The organism is Kaistia granuli DSM 23481, assembly GCF_000380505.1.
Classification (GTDB): domain Bacteria; phylum Pseudomonadota; class Alphaproteobacteria; order Rhizobiales; family Kaistiaceae; genus Kaistia; species Kaistia granuli.
This window is the reverse complement of the sequence record NZ_AQYH01000017.1, coordinates 79308-98119: the sequence shown is the minus strand read 5'-3', so window position 1 is coordinate 98119 and position 18812 is coordinate 79308. Positions and strand designations below refer to the sequence as shown.

12 protein-coding genes are annotated in these 18812 nt (G+C 67.2%); 7 read left to right on the top strand and 5 right to left on the bottom strand.

Annotated features, from left to right (window positions below):
• Window positions 1-457: 457 nt before the first annotated feature.
• From G342_RS0119760 to G342_RS0119745, 4 genes are all read right to left on the bottom strand, one after another.
• Entirely contained in the window at window positions 458-4771 is a 4314-nt protein-coding gene (locus G342_RS0119760) for a translocation/assembly module TamB domain-containing protein (RefSeq protein WP_018184902.1), read from the bottom strand.
• The gene (locus G342_RS0119755) at window positions 4771-6651 is read right to left on the bottom strand and encodes an autotransporter assembly complex protein TamA (RefSeq protein ID WP_245557309.1); all 1881 of its coding nucleotides are present in this window, start codon (window positions 6649-6651) and stop codon (window positions 4771-4773) included. Before G342_RS0119755 ends, G342_RS0119760 begins: the two co-directional genes overlap by 1 nt.
• 251 nt (window positions 6652-6902) lie before the next feature.
• A complete protein-coding gene (locus tag G342_RS0119750; RefSeq protein WP_018184900.1) occupies window positions 6903-8300 on the bottom strand; it encodes an FAD-containing oxidoreductase in 1398 nt (465 codons plus the stop codon).
• Between the two features lie 29 nt (window positions 8301-8329).
• On the bottom strand, window positions 8330-8608 hold the full coding sequence (locus G342_RS0119745; protein ID WP_018184899.1) for a GNAT family N-acetyltransferase: 279 nt from the start codon (window positions 8606-8608) through the stop codon (window positions 8330-8332).
• Window positions 8609-8953: 345 nt separating this feature from the next.
• Here G342_RS0119745 and G342_RS0119740 point away from each other — a divergent pair, with 345 nt between their 5' ends.
• From G342_RS0119740 to G342_RS0119710, 7 genes are all read left to right on the top strand, one after another.
• A complete protein-coding gene (locus tag G342_RS0119740) occupies window positions 8954-9640 on the top strand; it encodes a FadR/GntR family transcriptional regulator (RefSeq protein ID WP_018184898.1) in 687 nt (228 codons plus the stop codon).
• Window positions 9637-10812, top strand: a complete 1176-nt coding sequence (locus G342_RS0119735) for a PLP-dependent transferase (RefSeq protein WP_018184897.1) — start codon at window positions 9637-9639, stop codon at window positions 10810-10812. Before G342_RS0119740 ends, G342_RS0119735 begins: the two co-directional genes overlap by 4 nt.
• Window positions 10813-10845: 33 nt before the next feature.
• Window positions 10846-12108 carry an ABC transporter substrate-binding protein gene (locus G342_RS0119730; RefSeq protein WP_018184896.1) on the top strand — a complete coding sequence of 421 codons (1263 nt, stop codon included), beginning with the start codon at window positions 10846-10848 and terminating at the stop codon, window positions 12106-12108.
• A gap of 206 nt (window positions 12109-12314) precedes the next feature.
• A complete protein-coding gene (locus G342_RS0119725; RefSeq protein ID WP_018184895.1) occupies window positions 12315-13250 on the top strand; it encodes a carbohydrate ABC transporter permease in 936 nt (311 codons plus the stop codon).
• Window positions 13251-13253: 3 nt separating this feature from the next.
• Window positions 13254-14090, top strand: a complete 837-nt coding sequence (locus tag G342_RS0119720; RefSeq protein ID WP_018184894.1) for a carbohydrate ABC transporter permease — start codon at window positions 13254-13256, stop codon at window positions 14088-14090.
• A 12-nt stretch (window positions 14091-14102) separates the two neighbouring features.
• The gene (locus G342_RS0119715; RefSeq protein WP_018184893.1) at window positions 14103-15179 is read left to right on the top strand and encodes an ABC transporter ATP-binding protein; all 1077 of its coding nucleotides are present in this window, start codon (window positions 14103-14105) and stop codon (window positions 15177-15179) included.
• A 113-nt stretch (window positions 15180-15292) separates the two neighbouring features.
• The gene (locus tag G342_RS0119710) at window positions 15293-17734 is read left to right on the top strand and encodes a transketolase-like TK C-terminal-containing protein (RefSeq protein WP_018184892.1); all 2442 of its coding nucleotides are present in this window, start codon (window positions 15293-15295) and stop codon (window positions 17732-17734) included.
• A gap of 250 nt (window positions 17735-17984) precedes the next feature.
• On the opposite strand, the gene G342_RS24740 is transcribed toward G342_RS0119710, so the two are convergent.
• The gene (locus G342_RS24740) at window positions 17985-18806 is read right to left on the bottom strand and encodes an inositol monophosphatase family protein (protein ID WP_156831030.1); all 822 of its coding nucleotides are present in this window, start codon (window positions 18804-18806) and stop codon (window positions 17985-17987) included.
• Window positions 18807-18812: the final 6 nt, after the last annotated feature.

Genomic DNA, 18812 nt, shown 5'->3' with positions numbered 1-18812 from the left:
CAAGGGTTTGGCCGGAGGTGCTGTCGTGCAGGACGACCGTTTCCTTGGCGACGTCGATGCCGAGGATGCGCGGCACCGTCTCGACGGCTGGGCTGGGTGATGGCATGGTTTGTCCTGGCTTCGGATTGTCTGCGGGCTCGCGGGAACGCGGCCCCATCAAGTCAACAAGCAAGCGAAGCCGGTCCACCGCCGGACCCAGATGACGACGGGCAGGCGCCCGATCCCGGGACGGTCTCGGCCATGGACGCGGGTTTCGGGATGGCCGTTTCGAAACCCGCAACCGGCCCAAACCATCTAGCAAATTCCAAACAGACAATCCCGGGCTTAACCCGGGACCCATTCAGTTGGAGCCTTGGCAGCGCGAGCTTCCCGATACCTCCGCTGCATGGATCCCGGATCGAGCCCGGGAAAGCGGCGGAGGGAATGGATGGGGTGACGGCGGCGGAGCAACCCGCCGTCAATAATCCCACTGCGCGCCGATGCCGACCTCGTTGGAGCCATCGGCGCCGGCCGCGCCCTGGATGCGGATATTGCGCGTCAGGTCGACATCGACCGTGACCTTGCTCGAATCCGGCGACGTACCCTGCTGCACGCCGATATAGACCTTGTCGTTCAGCCGCTTGCCGATGCCGAGCTGGCCGCCCTTGCCGGAAGCGTCGGTGCCGATCGACAGCGAATCGACGCCGAGCGAACGCCGAACCGAATCGAGCACGCCTGTCCCGCGGCCCGAGAACTGCGCCACCGTCTGTGCCACCTGCAGCGCCTGGCCGGGCGTCAGCGTGCTGATCGCGCGCCCGAACAGCAGCCGGGCGATCACCTCGTCCTGCGGCAAGGTCGGCGTCGAGGCGAAGCTCACCTCCGGCGACGACGCATTGCCGGTGATGATGATGCTGGCGACGACGTCGCCGCCGGTGGTATCAGCCTTGAAGTCGAGCTCCGGGTCGAGGCTGCCATTGAAGGTGATCTTGCCCTGGGTGAAATCGAGCTGGCGGCCAACGACGTTGAACCGGCCGCGCCTCAACTCGAAGCCGCCCAGCGTCACCATGTCGGCGGTGGTGCCGCGCAGCGTCAGGTCGCCGCCAAACTCGGCATCCATGCCCATGCCACGCACAAACACGCCGTTCGGGGCCGAGACGCGGAGGTCGAGATCGGCCACGAAGGGGCTCGCCGGCTGAGTCTTCTTCTTGGCGGTCGCGGCGGCGCGGGCCTGCGCCTGGGCCCGCATGCCGGCCTTCCCCGCCGGCTGCTTGCCGGTATTGACGTGGCGGACGGCGAGCGGGTCGAGCCCGCCCGACGGCACGTCGGCGATGTTGATGTCGAGGCTGCGGACGTTGATCTGGCCGACGATCTTCGGCCGCGTCGCGACCGGTCCCTGGACGTTGATCTTGCCGTCGGCGACGAGCCGCATCATGTCGCTGTTGACCAGCGTCGCCTTCTGCAGCGTGACTTCGATGGCGGCCGGGAAGCCCTGGGCCGGGTCGAGACCGACATTGCCCTTGCCGACGATGCGGCCGCCCTGGACGGTCTGCGCCGAGAACGACGTGACCTGGATGGTGCGGTCGGTGCCGGTCAGCACCGCCTCGATGTTGGAGAGTGCGATGCCATTCAGCGAATCATTGTAGCTGGCGCCCGAGATCCGCACCGTGCCCGAGGCGCGCGGAGCCGAGGTCGGCCCGCCCAGAGCCGCGTCGATCACGGCCTTGCCGCGGACATTGCCGCCGGACGTGGCGAGCGCGGTGTTGGCGATGGCGAGATCGATGCCGCCCTTGATCTTCAGGTCCATGTCGCCGCCGGCGATCGGCACCGAGCCATTGATCGTCAGGCCGGACACCGAGGGCGCCTTGATCGTCGCCTCGACGCCGACGCGCCCGCCGCCGAGCTTGCCCTTGGCGGTGATGTCGAACGGTCCGAGGCCGGCCTTGGCGATATCGCCATTGGTGAGCTTGGCGATCCGGAGGTCGTAGTCGCCGGCTGGTGCCGAGGCCGAGCCGGTGACGCGCGCGGTTCCGCTCAGCGTGCCCTTCATGTCGAGCGTCGGCGAGGCGAGCGAGGCCAGCGACAAGGGCAGATTGCGCAGGTCGACATCGAGGTCGAGCGTCTCGCCGGCGCGGCCGCTGATCGTGGTCCGGCCGTCGCCGGTCACCAGCGCCAGCTTGTCGATGGTGACGCCTCCCTTGGCGATCACAATGTTCGCGGGCGAAGCGAGCGTCACATTGGTGCCGGCGCGGGAAAGCTTCAGCGTGTCGAGGCGGACATCGGTCGCCTCGCCGGCCGGCGAAATCCGCGCCTTGGCGTTGATGCTGGCGCCGAGCAAGGCGGTGTCCAGCGTGACGTCTGTGGCGGTACCGGCACTCTTCGCCGTCACGGTCGCCTTCTCGATGGTCTGGCCGCCGGCGACGACGCCGGAGAGCACCACCTTGCCGTCGATCACCGGCGTGCCGGTCAGATCGGCGATGCGGGCGTTGATGTCGGCCTTGTCGACGCGGTTGCCGGCAACGCGCAGCCCGGCGGCCGAGCCGTCGACGGCGACGCGCTGCGCGCCGTTCGGCGCGTCGAGCACAATGGTGGCGTCGAGCCGGCCGGCGAGCTCGGTCAGGACCAGGCCCGAGAGATCGGCGAGGTTGGAGGCGGCGATGGTGACCTTGCCGTCGACGAGGCCGGAGGCGGCAAGGCTCGCCGCACCCTTGGCATTGACCCCGCCAATGGCGAGATCGAGATTGTCGAGACGGCGACCGCCATCGGCGAGCGTGGTCAGCTTTGCCCCGCCCTTGGCCGGCTTGCCGGCGAGCTTGCCGTCGAGCGCGACCGTGCCTCCCGGCAGGCCGGTCAAGTCGGTCAGGTCAACGGTGAGCGCCAGGTTCTCGATCTTCTGGTCCATGGCGACGCCGGCTGGGATCGACACCTTGCCGGTGAGGCCGAGCGCCTCGAGGCCGCCGGTGAAACGCAGATCGGCATTGGCGGCGCCGGAAACGCGCGGATCGAGCTGCTTCAGATCGGCGAGCTTGATGCGGGCGGCGAGATCGGCGGCGGATTTCTCGATGCCGCCATCGACCGCGACGTCGAGCCCCTTGGCGGCCAGCGTCAGGCCGTTGACGGCGATGCGACCGTCCTCGGCCAGCGAGACCGAGCCCTGGATCCGGCTCTCGCCGCTGAAGAAATCGTCGACCTGAGCGATGCCGGTGGTGATGTCCCGCGATGAGCCATCGAGAGCGACCGCGATGCGGCGGACCGACGGATCGGCGTCGATCCGGGCGGCGAGCACGGCGCTGCCGGTCAGCGGGCGGCCGGCAAAACCGGAGAACGCGGCGAGGTTGAGCCGCTCGAGACGCAGCTCGCCCTTCACGTCCTTGGCTGCGGCGGTGCCGGCAAAGGTGAGGTCGAGCGGCTCCAGCGCCACCTTGGCCGAGGTCAGGACGGCGCCGGCATCGCCGACTGAACCCGCCGCCTGCAGCCGCGCGGACGGACCGAGCGCGGCGGCAACCTTGGGATCGGCGGCGGACAGGCCGGATGCCGTGCCGTCGACGGTGAAATCGAGCCCGCCGTTGCCGGCCGGCGTCGTCTTGGCGACGATGCTGAGGTCGGCCGCGTCATAGCCGAAGGCGGCGAGCGCCTTTGCCGTCAGCGTCGCGTCGACGGTCGGCGCCGCGAAAGCGCCGTTGGCGGCGGCGTTGAGACGCCAGTTGGCCCAGGTGACGCCAGGCGCGAAGGCGGCGAAATGCGAGGGGTCGCCGCCGACCAGGTCGAGCCTGACATCGGCGGTCTTGGCCTTGGTGTCGAGGCTGCCTACCAGCGCCAGGCCGAAGCCGGACGCGGTGGCGTTCAGCCCTTCGATGGCGACGCGGCCCTCGGGCTCGACGATGGCCGAGCCGATCAGCGTCGTCCGGTCGGTGAAGAGCGGGCGGATCGAGGCGGGAACCAGGCCGGCAATGTCGCCGCCGAGATCGAGCATGACACGGCGGCCGGTCTCGACCTCCTTGACGGCGGCGGTGCCGGAAAGCTGGCCGGCGCTACCGGCATCGAGCGCGATACGGCCGTCCCAATTGTTGAGCGGCGCATTGCCCTTGATCGAAAGCGCGAGCGCCGGAAGCCCCTCGATCTGCGCGAGACGGGCGACCAGGCCGCCGGCCGGTTCGCTGGCGGTGACATCGAGATAGAGCGAGTCGCTGCCGGCACCATTGCCCGGCGCATAGCGGACGCGGCCCTTGATCTCGCCGGGCGCGTCCTCGCGGACCACCGCGAAGTCGAGCGCCAGCCCCTCGGCCGGATCGACCAGCCGGGCCGACGCCTGCAGGTTGAGCACGGCCGCCATGCCGAGCACCGGCTCGCCGATGTCGATCTTGGCAATGTCGAGCCGGTCGAGCGCGACGCGGATGAAAGGAATGCCGCCGGAAGAGCTGCTATCGGCCGGCGCGGCCGGCAGGACAGGCTGCCGCGACACCGCAACCCGGTCAGCCGACAGATCGGTAATCGCCACCTTGCCGGAAAGGAGCGACAGCGGATGCCAGGCGAGATGCAGGTTCTCGACCGAAGCGAACGGGCCGGTGGCGTCGGCCACGTCGATGCGGGCGATCGACAGGTTGGAGGGAACGAAGCCGGAAATACCCTCGATCTGCACCGTCAGCCCGTCGCTGCTGGCGAGCTTGCTGCCGACGCTGGCGAGCATGCGCAGGCCGGGGCCCGTCTGCAGGAAGCCGAACAGGCCAACGAGCGCGATCAGGACGGCAATGAAACCGACGCCGAACCAGCGCAGGATCTTGAGGGCGCGAGGCATCAGAACGACTGTCCAAGGCTGATATAGATGCCGTAGCCGGCATCGTCGGGCTCGGGATCGAGCGGGATGGCGACGTCGAGCCGGACGGGGCCGATGCCGGTATAATAGCGCAGACCGAGGCCGGCGGCATAGCGCAGGTCATCGAGGTCGGGAACCGAGCCCTCTGAGGCGCCGCCGATATCGAAGAACGGCACGATGCCGATCGTATCCGTCACCTTGATGCGCGCCTCAGCCGAGGCGGTCACGTAGCTCAGGCCGCCGATGATGTCGCCCTGCGCGTTGCGCGGGCTGACCGACTGATAATCATAGCCGCGCAGCGAACCGCCGCCGCCGACATAGAAGCGCCGCTGCGGCGGCACGTCGAGCAGATCGGCGCCGAAGATGGTGCCGGCCGAGACGCGGCCGGCGAGGATGTAGCGCTTCTCCTCGTCCAGTGCCTTGTAGGTGGAGAGCGAGCCCTTGAACATCATCGGTCCGGCGCTCGCCTGGCCGAGATAGGCGAAGGGCTCGAAAGTGCCCGAGGCGCGAATGCCGGAGGACGGATCGAGCGGGTTGTCGGTGGTGTCGTAGGCGACGTCGATCGGGACGCCGACGATGGTGTCGTCGCGCGAGCCGGTGGCGTCCTGGACATGTGACTGTTCGAGATCGAGGCCGACCTGCACGGAGAACTGGTCGGAATAGTTGCGCCGGACGCCGGCCGTGAAGGTCGCCGCCTCGCGGACATAGGCGTCGGTGACCTCGCGCAGCACCGCCGCCTGGGCGACGAGATCGTCGATCGGCGTCCAGATGCCGGGCTTGCCGAAGGTGGCGGCGAAGCGGTAGCCGAGCGGATTGGCATCCGGCACGGCGCTGGACTTGCTGCCGAACCACGAGACCTGGCCGTCGAGGCGCAGCGTCTCGGCGCCGCCGAACAGGTTGCGATGGCCCCAGAAGGCGTTGATCGACGAGCCGTCGGTGGAGGAATACTTGGCGCCGAAGCCGACATAGCGCGGCTTGCGTTCGGTCACCTCGACCTCGACCGGCAAGCGGCCGTCGGCGTCCAGCTTATCGCCCTCGCGGATGCGGACGCCGGAGAATATCTCGTAGCGCAGCAGCGACTTGCGCGTATCGGCGAGACGCTGCGGCGAGAACATCTCGCCCGGAATGATGCGGACCCGCTCCTCGACGAAGGACGGGCGCACCTTTTCGGTGCCGGCGACGGTGACCTGGCCGAAGGCGACCGCCGGTCCCGTGCTGACGACATAGGTGACGTTGACGAGGTTCGACGCATGGTCCGCGACGACGTCCTTGTCGACCACCTTGGCAAAGGCGTGGCCTTCCTTGCGGAAGTAATCGGCGATCTTGCCCTCGGCATCGAGGATGGTCGTCGACTTGGCGTCGGAGCCCGGCTCGATCCCGAGTTCGCGCAAGGTCGGCGCCATCGGCAGGGGCCGGTTGCGCTCGTCGACCAGCGTGATGCTGCCGAAATGGAACAGGGGCCCGGTGGTGACGTCGATCTGCACCGGAACGGGGCCGGCCGGCCGCGCGGCCTCGATCGCCTGCAGGATGTCCGGCGCGTCGAGATCCCGGCCGGCGATCGTGATGCGGATGGACCCGCCATAATAGCCGTTGGAATAGAGCGCCGCGGTGATCTGGTCGATGTCGGCGCGCGCCCGGCGCAGCAAGCCGGCGGCGCCGGAGGGCGGCGACTTCCGCATCGACTGCAGGGTGGAGGCGGCGGTGATCGCCTTGCGCAGCGAACGCGGTGCGTCTGGAACGTTGACGGTCGGCTTATAGGGAACCGCGTCGGCGACTGGTTCGACCTTTTCCTTGCCGAAGAGCGAGCGAAAGCCGCTGAGGAAACCGCCATCCTGTGCATAGGTGGCCGTCGAGCCCGCCATCACGATGACCATCGCCGATGCGACGGTCTGACGGAACCGGCGCCGAGTGCGGATGCCGCGCGGTTGGAGGACAGGGACTTTCAACGGCACAACACCCATACACATCGCCGGAACGCTACATCGGCCAATCACGCTCCTGTCTCTATGAGACTATCCTTAACATTTACCATACACGGCCGCTCGCGCCACCACCGCCCGTCGGCAAGAGGCGGGATGCACAACCAGCGAGCATGCAGGTAAGTGCGGCGACATCACGGTGAAACGGGCTGAAAATCGCCCAGCATGGTGGGAAGAAGCTCCGAAACCGTCGGATGGATGTGGACGCCGCGGCGGACCTGATCGAACGGCCGGCGGGCATACATCACGTCGATCAGCGAGTGCACGGCCTCGTCGCAGCCCGTACCGAGCAGCGCCGCGCCGAGGATCTCGCCGCTGTCGGCGTCGGCGACGATCTTCATGAAACCCTGCGTCTCGCCTTTCTCGATCGCCCGGCTGACCCGCGTCATCGGCCGCGTGGAAACGAGGATGCGCTTGCCGGTCTGGACCGCCTCCGCCTCGGTCATGCCGACGCGACCGAGCGGCGGGTCGATATAGAGCGCATAGACCGGAATGCGGTCGCTGACGCGGCGGGAATCCTTGTCGAGCAGGTTGGCGGCGACGATCTCGAAATCATTGTAGGAGGTATGGGTGAAGGCGCCGCGGCCGTTGCAGTCGCCCATCGCCCAGATGCCGTCGGCTTTGGTCTTGAGCGCGTCGTCGACGATGATGTAGCCATGCGCGTCGAGCGCGACGCCGGCCTTCTCGGCGTCGAGATCGTCCGTGTTGGGACGTCGGCCGGTAGCGACGAGCAGATGCGAGCCGGACACGGTACGCAGGCCGTTCGGACCGTCATGGCTGAGCGCGATCATGCCACCCGCCGCGGCGCCGTTGGTCGCCCGCCCGACCGACAGGTTGGTGGCGCCGACGACGATGTCGATCCCTTCCGCCGCCAGAATTCCCGCCACCGCGCGCGAGATGTCCTCGTCCTCGCGGCGGATCAGGCGCGGGCTGGTCTCGAACACCGTCACCCTGGCGCCGAAGCGGCGATAGATCTGCGCGAATTCCAGCCCGACATAGCTGCCGCCGATGATCAGGAGATGATCCGGTACGGTATCGAGATCCATGATCGTGCTGTTGGTCAGATGCGGCGTGTCGGCGAGGCCGGGAATATCCGGCAAAGCGGCGCGGCCGCCGACATTGATGAAGATCCGCTCCGCCGTCAGCACGTCGTCGCCGACCTGGACCCGCTTGCGGTCGAGGAAGCGGGCATGACCGCGATAGAGGGTGCAGTTCTCCATGCCGGCGAGCCAGGACGTCACGCCGTCGCGCGAGGCGCCGGAGACGGCGTCGGCCCGCGCCTTGACCTTCCGCATGTCGATGCCGACCGATCCTTCGAGAACGACGCCATATTCGGCGGCCCGCCGCGCCATCTGCGCCGTCTTGGCGCTGGCGACGAGCGTCTTGGTCGGCGTGCAGCCGGTGTTGACGCAGGTGCCGCCGATCAGGTTGCGCTCGATGATGGCAACCTTCTGGCCGGCGGCGGCAAGCCGGCCGGCTAGCGGCGGGCCGGCCTGGCCGGTGCCGATGATGATGGCGTCATAGGCAGGCATCCATAGCCTCCGTTGGCTGGGATCGAAGCTCAGTCGGTGACGAGATCGGCATATTCGCCGTGGCGAGCGATATAGGCGTGCACGAAGGGGCAGAGCGGGTGGATCCGGGCGCCACGGTCGCGCAGCCTTTCCAGCACGGCGCGGACCAGCTTGGTGCCGATGCCGCGACCGGCGAGCTCCGACGGCACTTCCGTATGGACGAGTTCGATGACGTCGCCCTGCAGCCGATAGAGGATGAAGGCGGCATGGCCGTCGACCTCCATCTCGAACCGCGTCGGCGTGATCTGAAGTGCCGGCTTGTCATTCATGATCGCTCGCCCGCCCGGCGCACAATGCGCGCAACGAAGCTAGCAGGTCACGGCCCCGGCCAATAGCGGCGCCATCGCGCTGTTTTGCCGATATGTGCCGCTGCGGAAGCGGCATGGTGCCCAAAACGTCACCCGACTGCCGAAAGTCTGGCTCTTGACGAAAAGCCCCGTCTGTAGAAATGATCAGATGTCAGACCAATTTCGTCACAGACGGACCGGGGACACAGCGTGATCAAGGCGACTTCATCGTCAGACACACGGCATCGCGGCGCCACCGGCGCGGGCGATCCCCCGTCTTTTCCCGGCCTTTCCCCCCTTCCCGCCTCCGACCGCGCCGGCACGGTGATGAAGGCACTCGCCGATTTCATCTCGCAGTCCGGCCTCAGGCCGGGCGAGCGCCTGCCGACCGAGCGCGAGCTGATGCAGTCGCTCGCCGTCGGTCGGTCGACGGTGCGCGAGGTGATCCGCCAGTTCCAGGCACTCGGCGTCGTCGAGTCGCGCAAGGGCAGCGGCACCTATCTGCTGCGCGGCATCTCGCCCGACACCATCCACATGCCGCTGCAGATCGATGCGAGCGACCTGCGCGAGGGCCTGCTGGCGACGCTCGACATCCGGCGCGGGCTCGAGGCGGAGGCAGGGGCGCTGGCAGCGCTCCGCCGCACCAGCGCCGATCTTGAGATCATCGAGGCGCGGCTCGACGAGATGGAGACGGTGCACCTCGCCGAAGGCACCTCCGGCAAATACGACCTCGCCTTCCACCTCGCCGTCTACGACGCCTCGCACAATCCGATGTTCGGGCAATTGCTGGAGCAGATGCGCGAGGCGTTCGAGCGCTTCTGGTCGAAGCCGTTCGACCGGCCCGATTTCGCCGGTCGGTCCTTCCCGTTCCACCGCACCCTGTTCGACGCCATCGCGGCGCAGGACCCGCAGCGGGCCCGCAATGAAACCCTCGCGATCCTCCAGATCGTCGAGGAAGACATCCGGGAGATGTCGCAGGACATCGCCCACCAATCCGACAAGGCAATGAAATGAACGACAGCGTCGCGTCCTTCGAGCACGCCTCCCTCCTCGCCGCGCATGACGAGGGCAATGCCTACGACGCGGTCGTGCCGCCGATCGTGCAGACCTCGCTCTTCACCTTCTCGTCCTATGCCGAGATGGAAGAGACCTACAAGGGCAACAAGGTCCGCCCAGTCTACAGCCGCGGCCTGAACCCGACCGTGCGCATCTTCGAGGAGAAGGTGGCCGGCATGGAAGGCGCCGAGGACGGCCTCGCCTTCGGCAGCGGCATGGCGGCGATCTCCTCGACGGTGATCACCTTCGTGAAGCCCGGTGACCGCATCGTCTGCGTGCGCCATGTCTATCCCGACGCCTATCGCCTGTTCGAGACGCTGCTGTCGCGCTACGGCGTCAGCGTCACCTATGTCGACGGGCTCGACGAGGCCGCCGTGGCGGCGGCGCTGCCAGGGGCGGCGCTGTTCTACATGGAGAGCCCGACCAGCTGGACGATGGAGACGCACGACATCCAGGCGCTGGCGGCTCTCGCCAGAAGCCACGGCGTCATCACGGCGATCGACAACAGCTGGGCCTCGCCGGTGTTCCAGCAGCCGATCAAGCTCGGCGTCGACCTGGTGCTCCATTCGGCCTCGAAATATCTCGGCGGCCACAGCGACGTCGTCGCCGGCGTCGTCGTCGGCTCGAAGGAACTGATCGGCAAGATCCGCTCCGGCACGCTGCCCTATCTCGGCGGCAAGCTGTCGCCCTTCGATGCCTGGCTCTTGGTGCGCGGCCTGCGCACGCTGCCGATCCGCATGAAGGCGCACGAGGCCGCCGCGCTGCATGTGGCGCGCCGCCTCGCCGACCATGACGCGGTCGCCTCCGTGTCGCATCCCGGCCTCGGCAACGCCCTGCCGCCCAGCCTGTCCGGCACGTCCGGCCTGTTCTCGTTCACATTCCGCGACGGCGTGGTCGACATCCCCGCCTTCGCCGACAAGCTTCGGCTGTTCAAGCTCGGCGTCAGCTGGGGCGGCCATGAAAGTCTCGTCGTGCCCGCCCAGGTCGTGCGGGTACAGGCGGCAGGCCCCAATTCGGCGATCGATTTCGGCATCGACGCCAACATGGTCCGCCTGCATGTCGGTCTCGAGGGGGCCGACGCGCTCTGGAACGATCTCGCCGCGGCGATCGAATCCGCCCGGCGTCCGTAAACACCGCTGCAATCAACAAGAGGGAGAACCACCATGTTCAGGAAGATCGCCGCAGCCGCCGTCATGACGGCGCTGCTCGCCGGATCGGCGCTCGCCGACACCAAGCTGAAGCTGGTCGAAGTGATCACCAGCCCGGAACGCACCGAGACGCTGAAGGGCATCGTCAAGACCTTCGAGGAGGCCAATCCCGGCACCACTGTCGAGATCATCTCGCTGCCCTGGGGCCAGGCCTTCGAAAAGTTCGCGACCATGGTCGCCGCCGGCGAGACGCCTGACGTGATGGAGATGCCGGACACCTGGCTGTCGCTCTATGCCAATCGCGGCATGCTGGAGGACCTCGAACCCTATCTGGCCAAGTGGGACGAGGCTTCCGACCTGAACGACCGCGCGCTCGAGCTCGGCCGCTCGGTCAAGAACACCGCCTACATGCTGCCCTACGGCTTCTATCTGCGCGCGATGTTCTACAACAAGAACCTGTTCAAGGAAGCCGGCGTCACCGAGGTGCCGAAGACGCTGGCCGAATTCGAGGAAGCCGCCAAGAAGGTTTCGGCACTTCCGGGCAAGTCGGGCTACTGCATGCGCGGTGGCCCCGGCGGCCTGAACGGCTGGGTCATGTTCGGCGCCACCGCCAACGGCGACAACGCCTTCTTCAAGGAAGACGGCACCTCGACCTTCGCCGACGCCGGCTGGGTCAAGGGCCTCACCTTCTTCACCGACCTGTACAAGAAGGGCTATGCGCCGAAGGACAGCGTCAACTGGGGCTTCAACGAGATCGTCGCCGGCTTCTATTCCGGCACCTGCGCGATGCTCGACCAGGATCCGGACGCGCTGATCGCCATCGCCGAGCGGATGAAGCCGGAAGACTACGGCATCATGACCATGCCGAAGGGCGAGAACGGCAAGACCTTCCCGACCATCGGTTATGCCGGCTGGTCGATGTTCTCGACGAGCGAGAACAAGGACGCCGCCTGGAAGCTGCTCGCTACCCTTGAAGGCAAGGAAGGCAACATCGCCTGGAACAAGAAGACAGGCGCCTTGCCGGCTCGCAAGTCGGCCGAGACCGACCCGTTCTACGCCAGCGAGCAGTTCAAGGGCTGGTTCGCCGAGCTGTCCGACAAGGACGTCGTCCCGACCGTCATGCCGACCTACCTGCCCGAGTTCGCCTTCTTCAAGGACTCGCTCGTGATCAAGACCAGCCAGCAGGCGCTGCTCGGCGAGATCACGCCGCAGGAACTCGGCCAGGAATGGGCGGACTACCTGACCAAGAGCCAGCAGAAGTTCCTCGCCACCAAGTGAGGCCGTGTCGCGCCGGCTGAGCCACGGCCAGCCGGCGCGACCGCCAGTCCGGCCCTTCTTCGCGGAGGGCCGGATCCCGGCAGACCAGATCGCGGAGCAGACCATCCCGCGCCCGGCCCCTCTGCCGAAACAGAATTCCGCGACTGCGACCTCCGCGAAAGAGAGGCTCCGGCAGGGTGCGAAGAGACCAAAGGGATCGACTTTCGATGACAGAGGCCGTGAACGCCGCCCCCTATGGGCGCGACCGACGACCGTTCTTGCGGCGCCTCGCCTCGGCGAGCGAGCCCTATCTCTATTCCGCCCCGGCCCTGATCCTGATCGTCACGGTCATGCTGGTGCCGCTGGTGATCGGCATCTCCTACGCCTTCCGCGACATCACGCTGCTCGACCCGTTCTCGGGCGGCTTCATCGGCCTCGACCATTTCCGCGCGCTCGCCAAGGACAAGACCTTCTGGCAGGCGCTGAAAAACACCGTCTACTGGACCGGCTATTCGGTGGCGCTGCAGTTCTGCCTCGGCCTGATCCTGGCACTGCTGCTCGACAAGCCGTTCCGCGGCCGCGGCCTGGCGCAGGCGCTCTGCTTCCTGCCCTGGGCGGTGCCGAGTTTCCTGTCCGGCCTGAACTGGGCGATGCTGTTCAACCCGATCGTCGGCCCGATCCCGCACTGGCTGTTCGGCCTCGGCCTGATGGACGCGCCCGACAACCTGCTGTCGAGCCCCGACCACGCCATGTGGGGCCCGATCATCGCCAATGTCTGGTGGGGCATCCCGTTCTTCGCCATCACGCTGCTGGCGGCGCTGCAGTCGATCCCACGCGATCTCTACGAAGCGGCCGCCATCGACGGCGCCACCCCCTTCCAGCGCTTCCGCTCGATCACCCTGCCCTTCCTGGCGCCGACCATTGCCATCACCGTCATGCTGCGCACCGTCTGGATCGCCAATTTCGCCGATCTGATCGTCGTGATGACCAATGGCGGCCCGGCCGACCGGACGCAGATCGTCGCCAGCTACATCTTCACCACGGCCTTCCGCAGGCTCGATTTCGGCTACGCCTCGGCGATTGCGATGGTGCTGCTCGCGCTGCTGCTCGTCTATTCGATGCTGATCGTGCTGTTGCGCCAGACGCTGCTCAGGGAGCGCTGAGACATGAGAAGCAACAAGCGCATCGTCGCCACGATCGCCCACCGCGCCGCCATCCTCTGTTACGTGGCGTTCGCCCTGTTCCCGCTGTTCTGGGTGCTGAAGATCTCGGTCACGCCGAACGACCTGCTCTATTCCGAGGGCGTTCGGCTGTGGCCGTCACGGGCGGTGTTCGACCATTTCGACTTCGTGATCCGGCACAGCGATTTCCCGCTGTTCTTCCGCAACTCGATGATCGTGTCGCTGTCGACCGCCGTCATCGTCACCATCCTGTCGTCGCTCGGCGGCTACGCCATGTCGCGCTTCTCGTTCCGCGGCAAGTTCTGGATCGTCGGGCTGATGCTCCTGACCCAGATGTTCCCGCTGGTGATGCTGATCGCGCCGATCTTCAAGATCCTGTCGCCGCTCGGGCTGACCAACAGCCTCTCCGGCCTGGTGCTCGTCTACGTCGCCTTCAACGTGCCGTTCGCGACCTTCCTGATGCAGTCCTTCTTCGACGGCATCCCGAAGGACCTGGAAGAAGCCGCGATGATCGACGGCGCCACGCGCTTCATGGCGTTCAGGCAGATCATCCTGCCGCTGACGCTGCCGGGCATGGCAGCGACGCTCGGTTTCGTGTTCACGGCGGCGTGGAGCGAACTGCTGTTCGCGCTGATGTTGATCTCCGGCGTCGATGCCAGCACCTTCCCGGTCGGGCTGCTCAGCTTCGTCTCGAAGTTCTCGGTCGATTTCGGACAGATGATGGCTGCGGGCGTGCTCGCCCTGATCCCCGCCTGTCTCTTCTTCTTCTTTATCCAGCGCTACCTCGTGCAAGGCCTGACGGCCGGCGCGGTCAAGGGCTGAGGGAGCATCGCAATGGCATCCATCGACATCAAAGACGTCCGCAAGGCCTACGGCTCCGTCAAGATCCTGCACGGCGTCGACCTGACCATCCAGGACGGCGAATTCGTCGTGCTGGTCGGCCCGTCCGGTTGCGGAAAATCGACCCTGCTGCGGATGATCGCCGGCCTGGAGGACATCTCCGCCGGCGAGATCAAGATCGGCGGCAAGCGCGTCAACGAGCTCGATCCCAAGGACCGCGACATCGCCATGGTGTTCCAGTCCTACGCGCTCTATCCGCACATGACCGTCGCCGGCAACATGAGCTACAGCCTGCGGCTCCGGAAGACCGCCAAGGAAAAGATCGCCTCGGCGATCTCCGGCGCCGCCGAAAAGCTGAGCCTGACGCCGCTGATGGAGCGCCGCCCCAAGGCGCTCTCCGGCGGCCAGCGCCAACGCGTCGCCATGGGCCGCGCCATCGTGCGCTCGCCCAAGGCCTTCCTGTTCGACGAGCCGCTCTCGAACCTCGACGCGCGGTTGCGGGAGCACATGCGCGGCGAGATCAAGAAGCTGCACCAGGATCTCGGCGCCACCTCGATCTATGTCACGCACGACCAGATCGAGGCGATGACGCTGGCCGACCGCATCGTCGCCATGAATGCCGGCATCGTGCAGCAGGTCGGCAGCCCGCTCGATCTCTATGACCGGCCGGCCAACCTGTTCGTCGCCGGCTTCATGGGGTCGCCGGCCATGAACATGTTCGAGGGCACCTATCGCGCCACCGACGGCGCGCCGCGCGTCGAACTCGGCCAGGGCGTGACCGTCGCGCTCGCCGGGCCCGCCTCGACGGCCGACGGCGCCAGGGTGACGCTCGGCATCCGGCCCGAGCATGTCGTCGTCGGTAAGAACGAGCCGGAGAGCATTCCGGCCCAGATCGACCTGGTCGAGCCGACCGGCTTCGGCACCATCCTGCACGCCAACGCCTTCGGCAGTGACGTCAAGGCGTTCTCGCTCGAGCGTGGCCTCGCCGCGCGCGGCGATACGGTCAGCGTCTCGTTCCCGGTCGAGCGGATCCACCTGTTCGATACCACGACCGGATCGCGCATCGGCTGAGCCGCGAAGTGAAGATTGCCGCGCCTGGCCCCCCGGTGCGCGCGGCACAGAACGGCTGGACCGGGCGTCGCGCCCGGTTCATGCTTGGATTTCGGATCGATGGAGGATCGTCCATGTCGAACGCGCCCAGCCCCACCTCTCCGTCCCAGGACCGGCTCGCCATCCTGGCCGAGTTGGAGAAGAAGATCCTCTGGCTGGCGGCGTGGACCATCCACAACGCCAACCATTTGCGCGACAATGCGGAAGGGTTGAAGGTCGGCGGCCACCAGGCCTCGTCCGCCTCGCTGGCGACGATCATGACGGCGCTCTATCTCGACGTGCTGCGGCCGCAGGACCGCGTCGCGGTCAAGCCGCATGCAAGCCCGATCTTCCATGCCATCCAGTATCTGCTCGGCCGCCAGACCCGCGAGAAGCTCGAAAACTTCCGCGGCTACAAGGGGGCCCAAAGCTACCCCTCGCGCACCAAGGACATTGACGGTGTCGACTTCTCGACCGGCTCGGTCGGCCTCGGCGTCGCACAGACGCTGTTTTCCTCGCTGGTGCAGGACTATGTCCGCGCCAAGGGCTGGAGCCACGCGGATCGGCCGGAAGGCCGGATGATCGCGCTGGTCGGCGACGCCGAGATGGACGAGGGCAACATCTTCGAGGCCCTGCTCGAGGGCTGGAAGCACGGCCTCAGGAACACCTGGTGGATCGTCGACTACAACCGCCAGAGCCTCGACGCCGTCGTGCGCGAGGGACTGTGGCAGCGTTTCGAGGCGATCTTCCAGAACTTTGGCTGGGATGTGGTCGTTCTCAAGTACGGCGTGCTGCTGGAAGCGGCCTTCCAGGAGCCGGGCGGCGAACGCCTGCGCGACTGGATCGACAATTGCCCGAACCAGCTCTATTCGGCGCTCTGCTTCCAGGGCGGCGCGTCCTGGCGCAAGCGGCTGCTCGACGAGATCGGCGACCAGGGCCCGGTCACCAAGCTGATCGAGGCGCGCTCCGACGCCGACCTCGCGAAGCTGATGACCAACCTCGCCGGCCATGATCTGCCGACGTTGCTCGACGCCTTCGCCAAGGCCGGCGAGCACGACCGGCCGACCTGCTTCATCGCCTATACGATCAAGGGCTTCGGCCTGCCGATCGCCGGCCACAAGGACAATCACGCCGGGCTGATGAACCCGACCCAGATGGACGCGTTCCGCACCGCGATGAACGTCCGTCCCGGCCATGAGTGGGAGAATTTCGAGGGCCTTTCGGCAGCGCCCGCCAAGCTGCAGGCTTTCCTCGACACCGTGCCGTTCAACAAGCGCGAGAAGGCCGAGGCCGCGCCGCATATCGACGTGCCGGCCGTGCTGCCGGCGCCGGGCGTCGGCGGCAGGGAGCTCTCGACCCAGGCCGGCTTCGGCCAGATCCTGAACGAGATCTCGCGCGAGGATTCCGATTTTGCCAACCGCATCGTCACCACCTCGCCCGATGTCACCGTCTCGACGAACCTCGGCCCGTGGGTGAACCGGCGCGGCCTGTTCGCGCTCGAAAGCATGGCAGACACCTTCAAGTCGGAGCGGATTCCCTCGACCTTCAACTGGGAATTCTCGCCGTCGGGCCAGCATCTGGAGCTCGGCATCGCCGAGATGAACCTGTTCCTGATGCTGTCGGCGCTCGGCCTCAGCCATTCGATCAATGGCGAACGCCTGCTGCCGGTCGGCACGCTCTACGACCCTTTCATCTATCGCGGCGCTGACGCGCTCAACTATGCCTGCTACCAGGATGCGCGCTTCATCCTCGTCGCCACACCGTCCGGCATCACGCTGGCGCCGGAAGGCGGCGCGCACCAGTCGATCGGCACGCCGCTGATCGGCATGGCGCAGGACGGCCTCGCCGCCTTCGAGCCTGCCTTCGTCGACGAGCTCGCCACCATCCTCCGCTTCGGCTTCGACTATATCCAGAGGAACGGCGACGGCGATCCGGACGAGCGCACCTGGTTGCGCGACCAGACCGGCGGTTCGATCTATCTGCGCTTGTCGACGCGGCCGCTCGAGCAGCCGACCCGCACCATCGACGACGAGCTGTCGCGCGCCATCGTCGACGGCGCCTATTGGCTGCGGAAGCCCGGCCCGAATGCCGAGATCGTCATCGCCTATACCGGCGCCGTGGCGCCCGAGGCGATCGAGGCGACGGGGCTGCTCGCCGAGGACCGGCGCGACATCGGCCTGCTCGCCATCACCTCGGCCGACCGGCTGAATGCCGGCTGGACGGCGGCCGGACGAGCGCGCGAGCGCGGCCTCGTCCATGCGCAGTCGCATGTCGAACGGCTTTTCGCCGACCTGCCGCATCATTGTTCGCTGGTGACGGTTCTCGACGGTCATCCGGCGACTTTGGGCTGGCTCGGCTCGGTCGGCGGCCACCGCACCCGTTCGCTCGGCGTCGAGCATTTCGGCCAGACCGGCACCATCGCCGATCTCTACCGCCACCACGGCATCGACGCGCAGGCAATCGTCCGCGCGGCCCTGGCGCTGGCGCCGGAACGCCCGGTCCGCTACCTGCGCGAAGCGTCGGGACCGGGGGTGTAGCAGCGCCTCTGCACCCATATTTGGCACCGCCGGCGCCGCAATGCGCCGGCGTCATCCCGGGCTTGACCCGGGATCCATTCAGCCGGGTTCGCGGGAAGAACGAGGATCCTTCAAACTGCCGGCAACCCGGCTGAATGGATCCCGGATCTCCGCTTCGCTGCGTCCGGGATGACGGCGAGCTTACGACGACGAGCGAGCCGGCCTGGGCCGGTCCTATCCGCTCGCGCGAGAGGCTGACCGCGCGCCCGCCTCAGGCGATCGTCTCGGTCGAGGCGCCGGCGCGCTCCAGGAGCGCGATCAGCCCGGCCTTCATCTGCGGCGCGCCGCCGGCGATGCGGTTACCCTTCAGCATGCCCTCGCCGGCGAGGAAATCATTGTGCCAGCCGCCGGCTTCGCGGATCAGGCAGAGACCAGCCAGGCAATCCCAGGAATTGATGTGCTGCTCGTAGTAGCCGACGAGCCGGCCGCAGGCGACATAGGCAAGCATCAGCGCGCCGGAGCCGTTGCGGTAGAACATGCCGCCGGCGTCCAGCAGCACGGTTATGAAGCGACCGACATCGGCGGGCGGGATGCGGTGGTTGCTACCGAAGCCCAGCAGGCCATCCTCGATCGAACGGGCTGGTGCGACCGCGATCGGCGCGTCGTTCAGGAAGGCGCCCATGCCCTTGGCGGCGGAGAAGAACTCGTCGCTGACTGGGGCGTAGATGACGCCGATCTCGGCCTCGCCCTCGACGGCGACGGCAATCGAGATGCACCAATGCGACAGGCCGTTGAGGAACGGGCTGGTGCCATCGATCGGATCGACGACCCAGAGCACGCCGGACTGGCCCTCGACCAGGCCATCCTCCTCGCCGAGCACGCCGTCCTCGGGGAATTTTTCCGCGATGCGGGCCCGGATTAGCACCTCGACCTCGCGATCGGCGATGCTGACGACGTCCTGGCCGCCCTGCTTGAATTCGACGGCGAGGGTGGCGAGCCGCTCGAAATAGCTGAGCGCCAGCGCGCCGGCCTCGCGGGCCACCTCCCTGGCGAGGGCGAGGCGGGCAGAGCGTTGTTCGATCGAAAGGGTCACGTTCTT

Coding starts and splice junctions, on each gene's coding strand:
- G342_RS0119715 (WP_018184893.1), top strand. CDS start 14,103: ATGGCATCCATCGACATCAAAGACGTCCGCAAGGCCTACGGCTCCGTC.
- G342_RS0119750 (WP_018184900.1), bottom strand. CDS start 8,300: ATGCCTGCCTATGACGCCATCATCATCGGCACCGGCCAGGCCGGCCCG.
- G342_RS0119760 (WP_018184902.1), bottom strand. CDS start 4,771: ATGCCTCGCGCCCTCAAGATCCTGCGCTGGTTCGGCGTCGGTTTCATT.
- G342_RS0119755 (WP_245557309.1), bottom strand. CDS start 6,651: ATGGCGGGCTCGACGGCCACCTATGCACAGGATGGCGGTTTCCTCAGC.
- G342_RS0119710 (WP_018184892.1), top strand. CDS start 15,293: ATGTCGAACGCGCCCAGCCCCACCTCTCCGTCCCAGGACCGGCTCGCC.
- G342_RS0119730 (WP_018184896.1), top strand. CDS start 10,846: ATGTTCAGGAAGATCGCCGCAGCCGCCGTCATGACGGCGCTGCTCGCC.
- G342_RS0119745 (WP_018184899.1), bottom strand. CDS start 8,608: ATGAATGACAAGCCGGCACTTCAGATCACGCCGACGCGGTTCGAGATG.
- G342_RS0119725 (WP_018184895.1), top strand. CDS start 12,315: ATGACAGAGGCCGTGAACGCCGCCCCCTATGGGCGCGACCGACGACCG.
- G342_RS0119735 (WP_018184897.1), top strand. CDS start 9,637: ATGAACGACAGCGTCGCGTCCTTCGAGCACGCCTCCCTCCTCGCCGCG.
- G342_RS0119740 (WP_018184898.1), top strand. CDS start 8,954: ATGAAGGCACTCGCCGATTTCATCTCGCAGTCCGGCCTCAGGCCGGGC.
- G342_RS0119720 (WP_018184894.1), top strand. CDS start 13,254: ATGAGAAGCAACAAGCGCATCGTCGCCACGATCGCCCACCGCGCCGCC.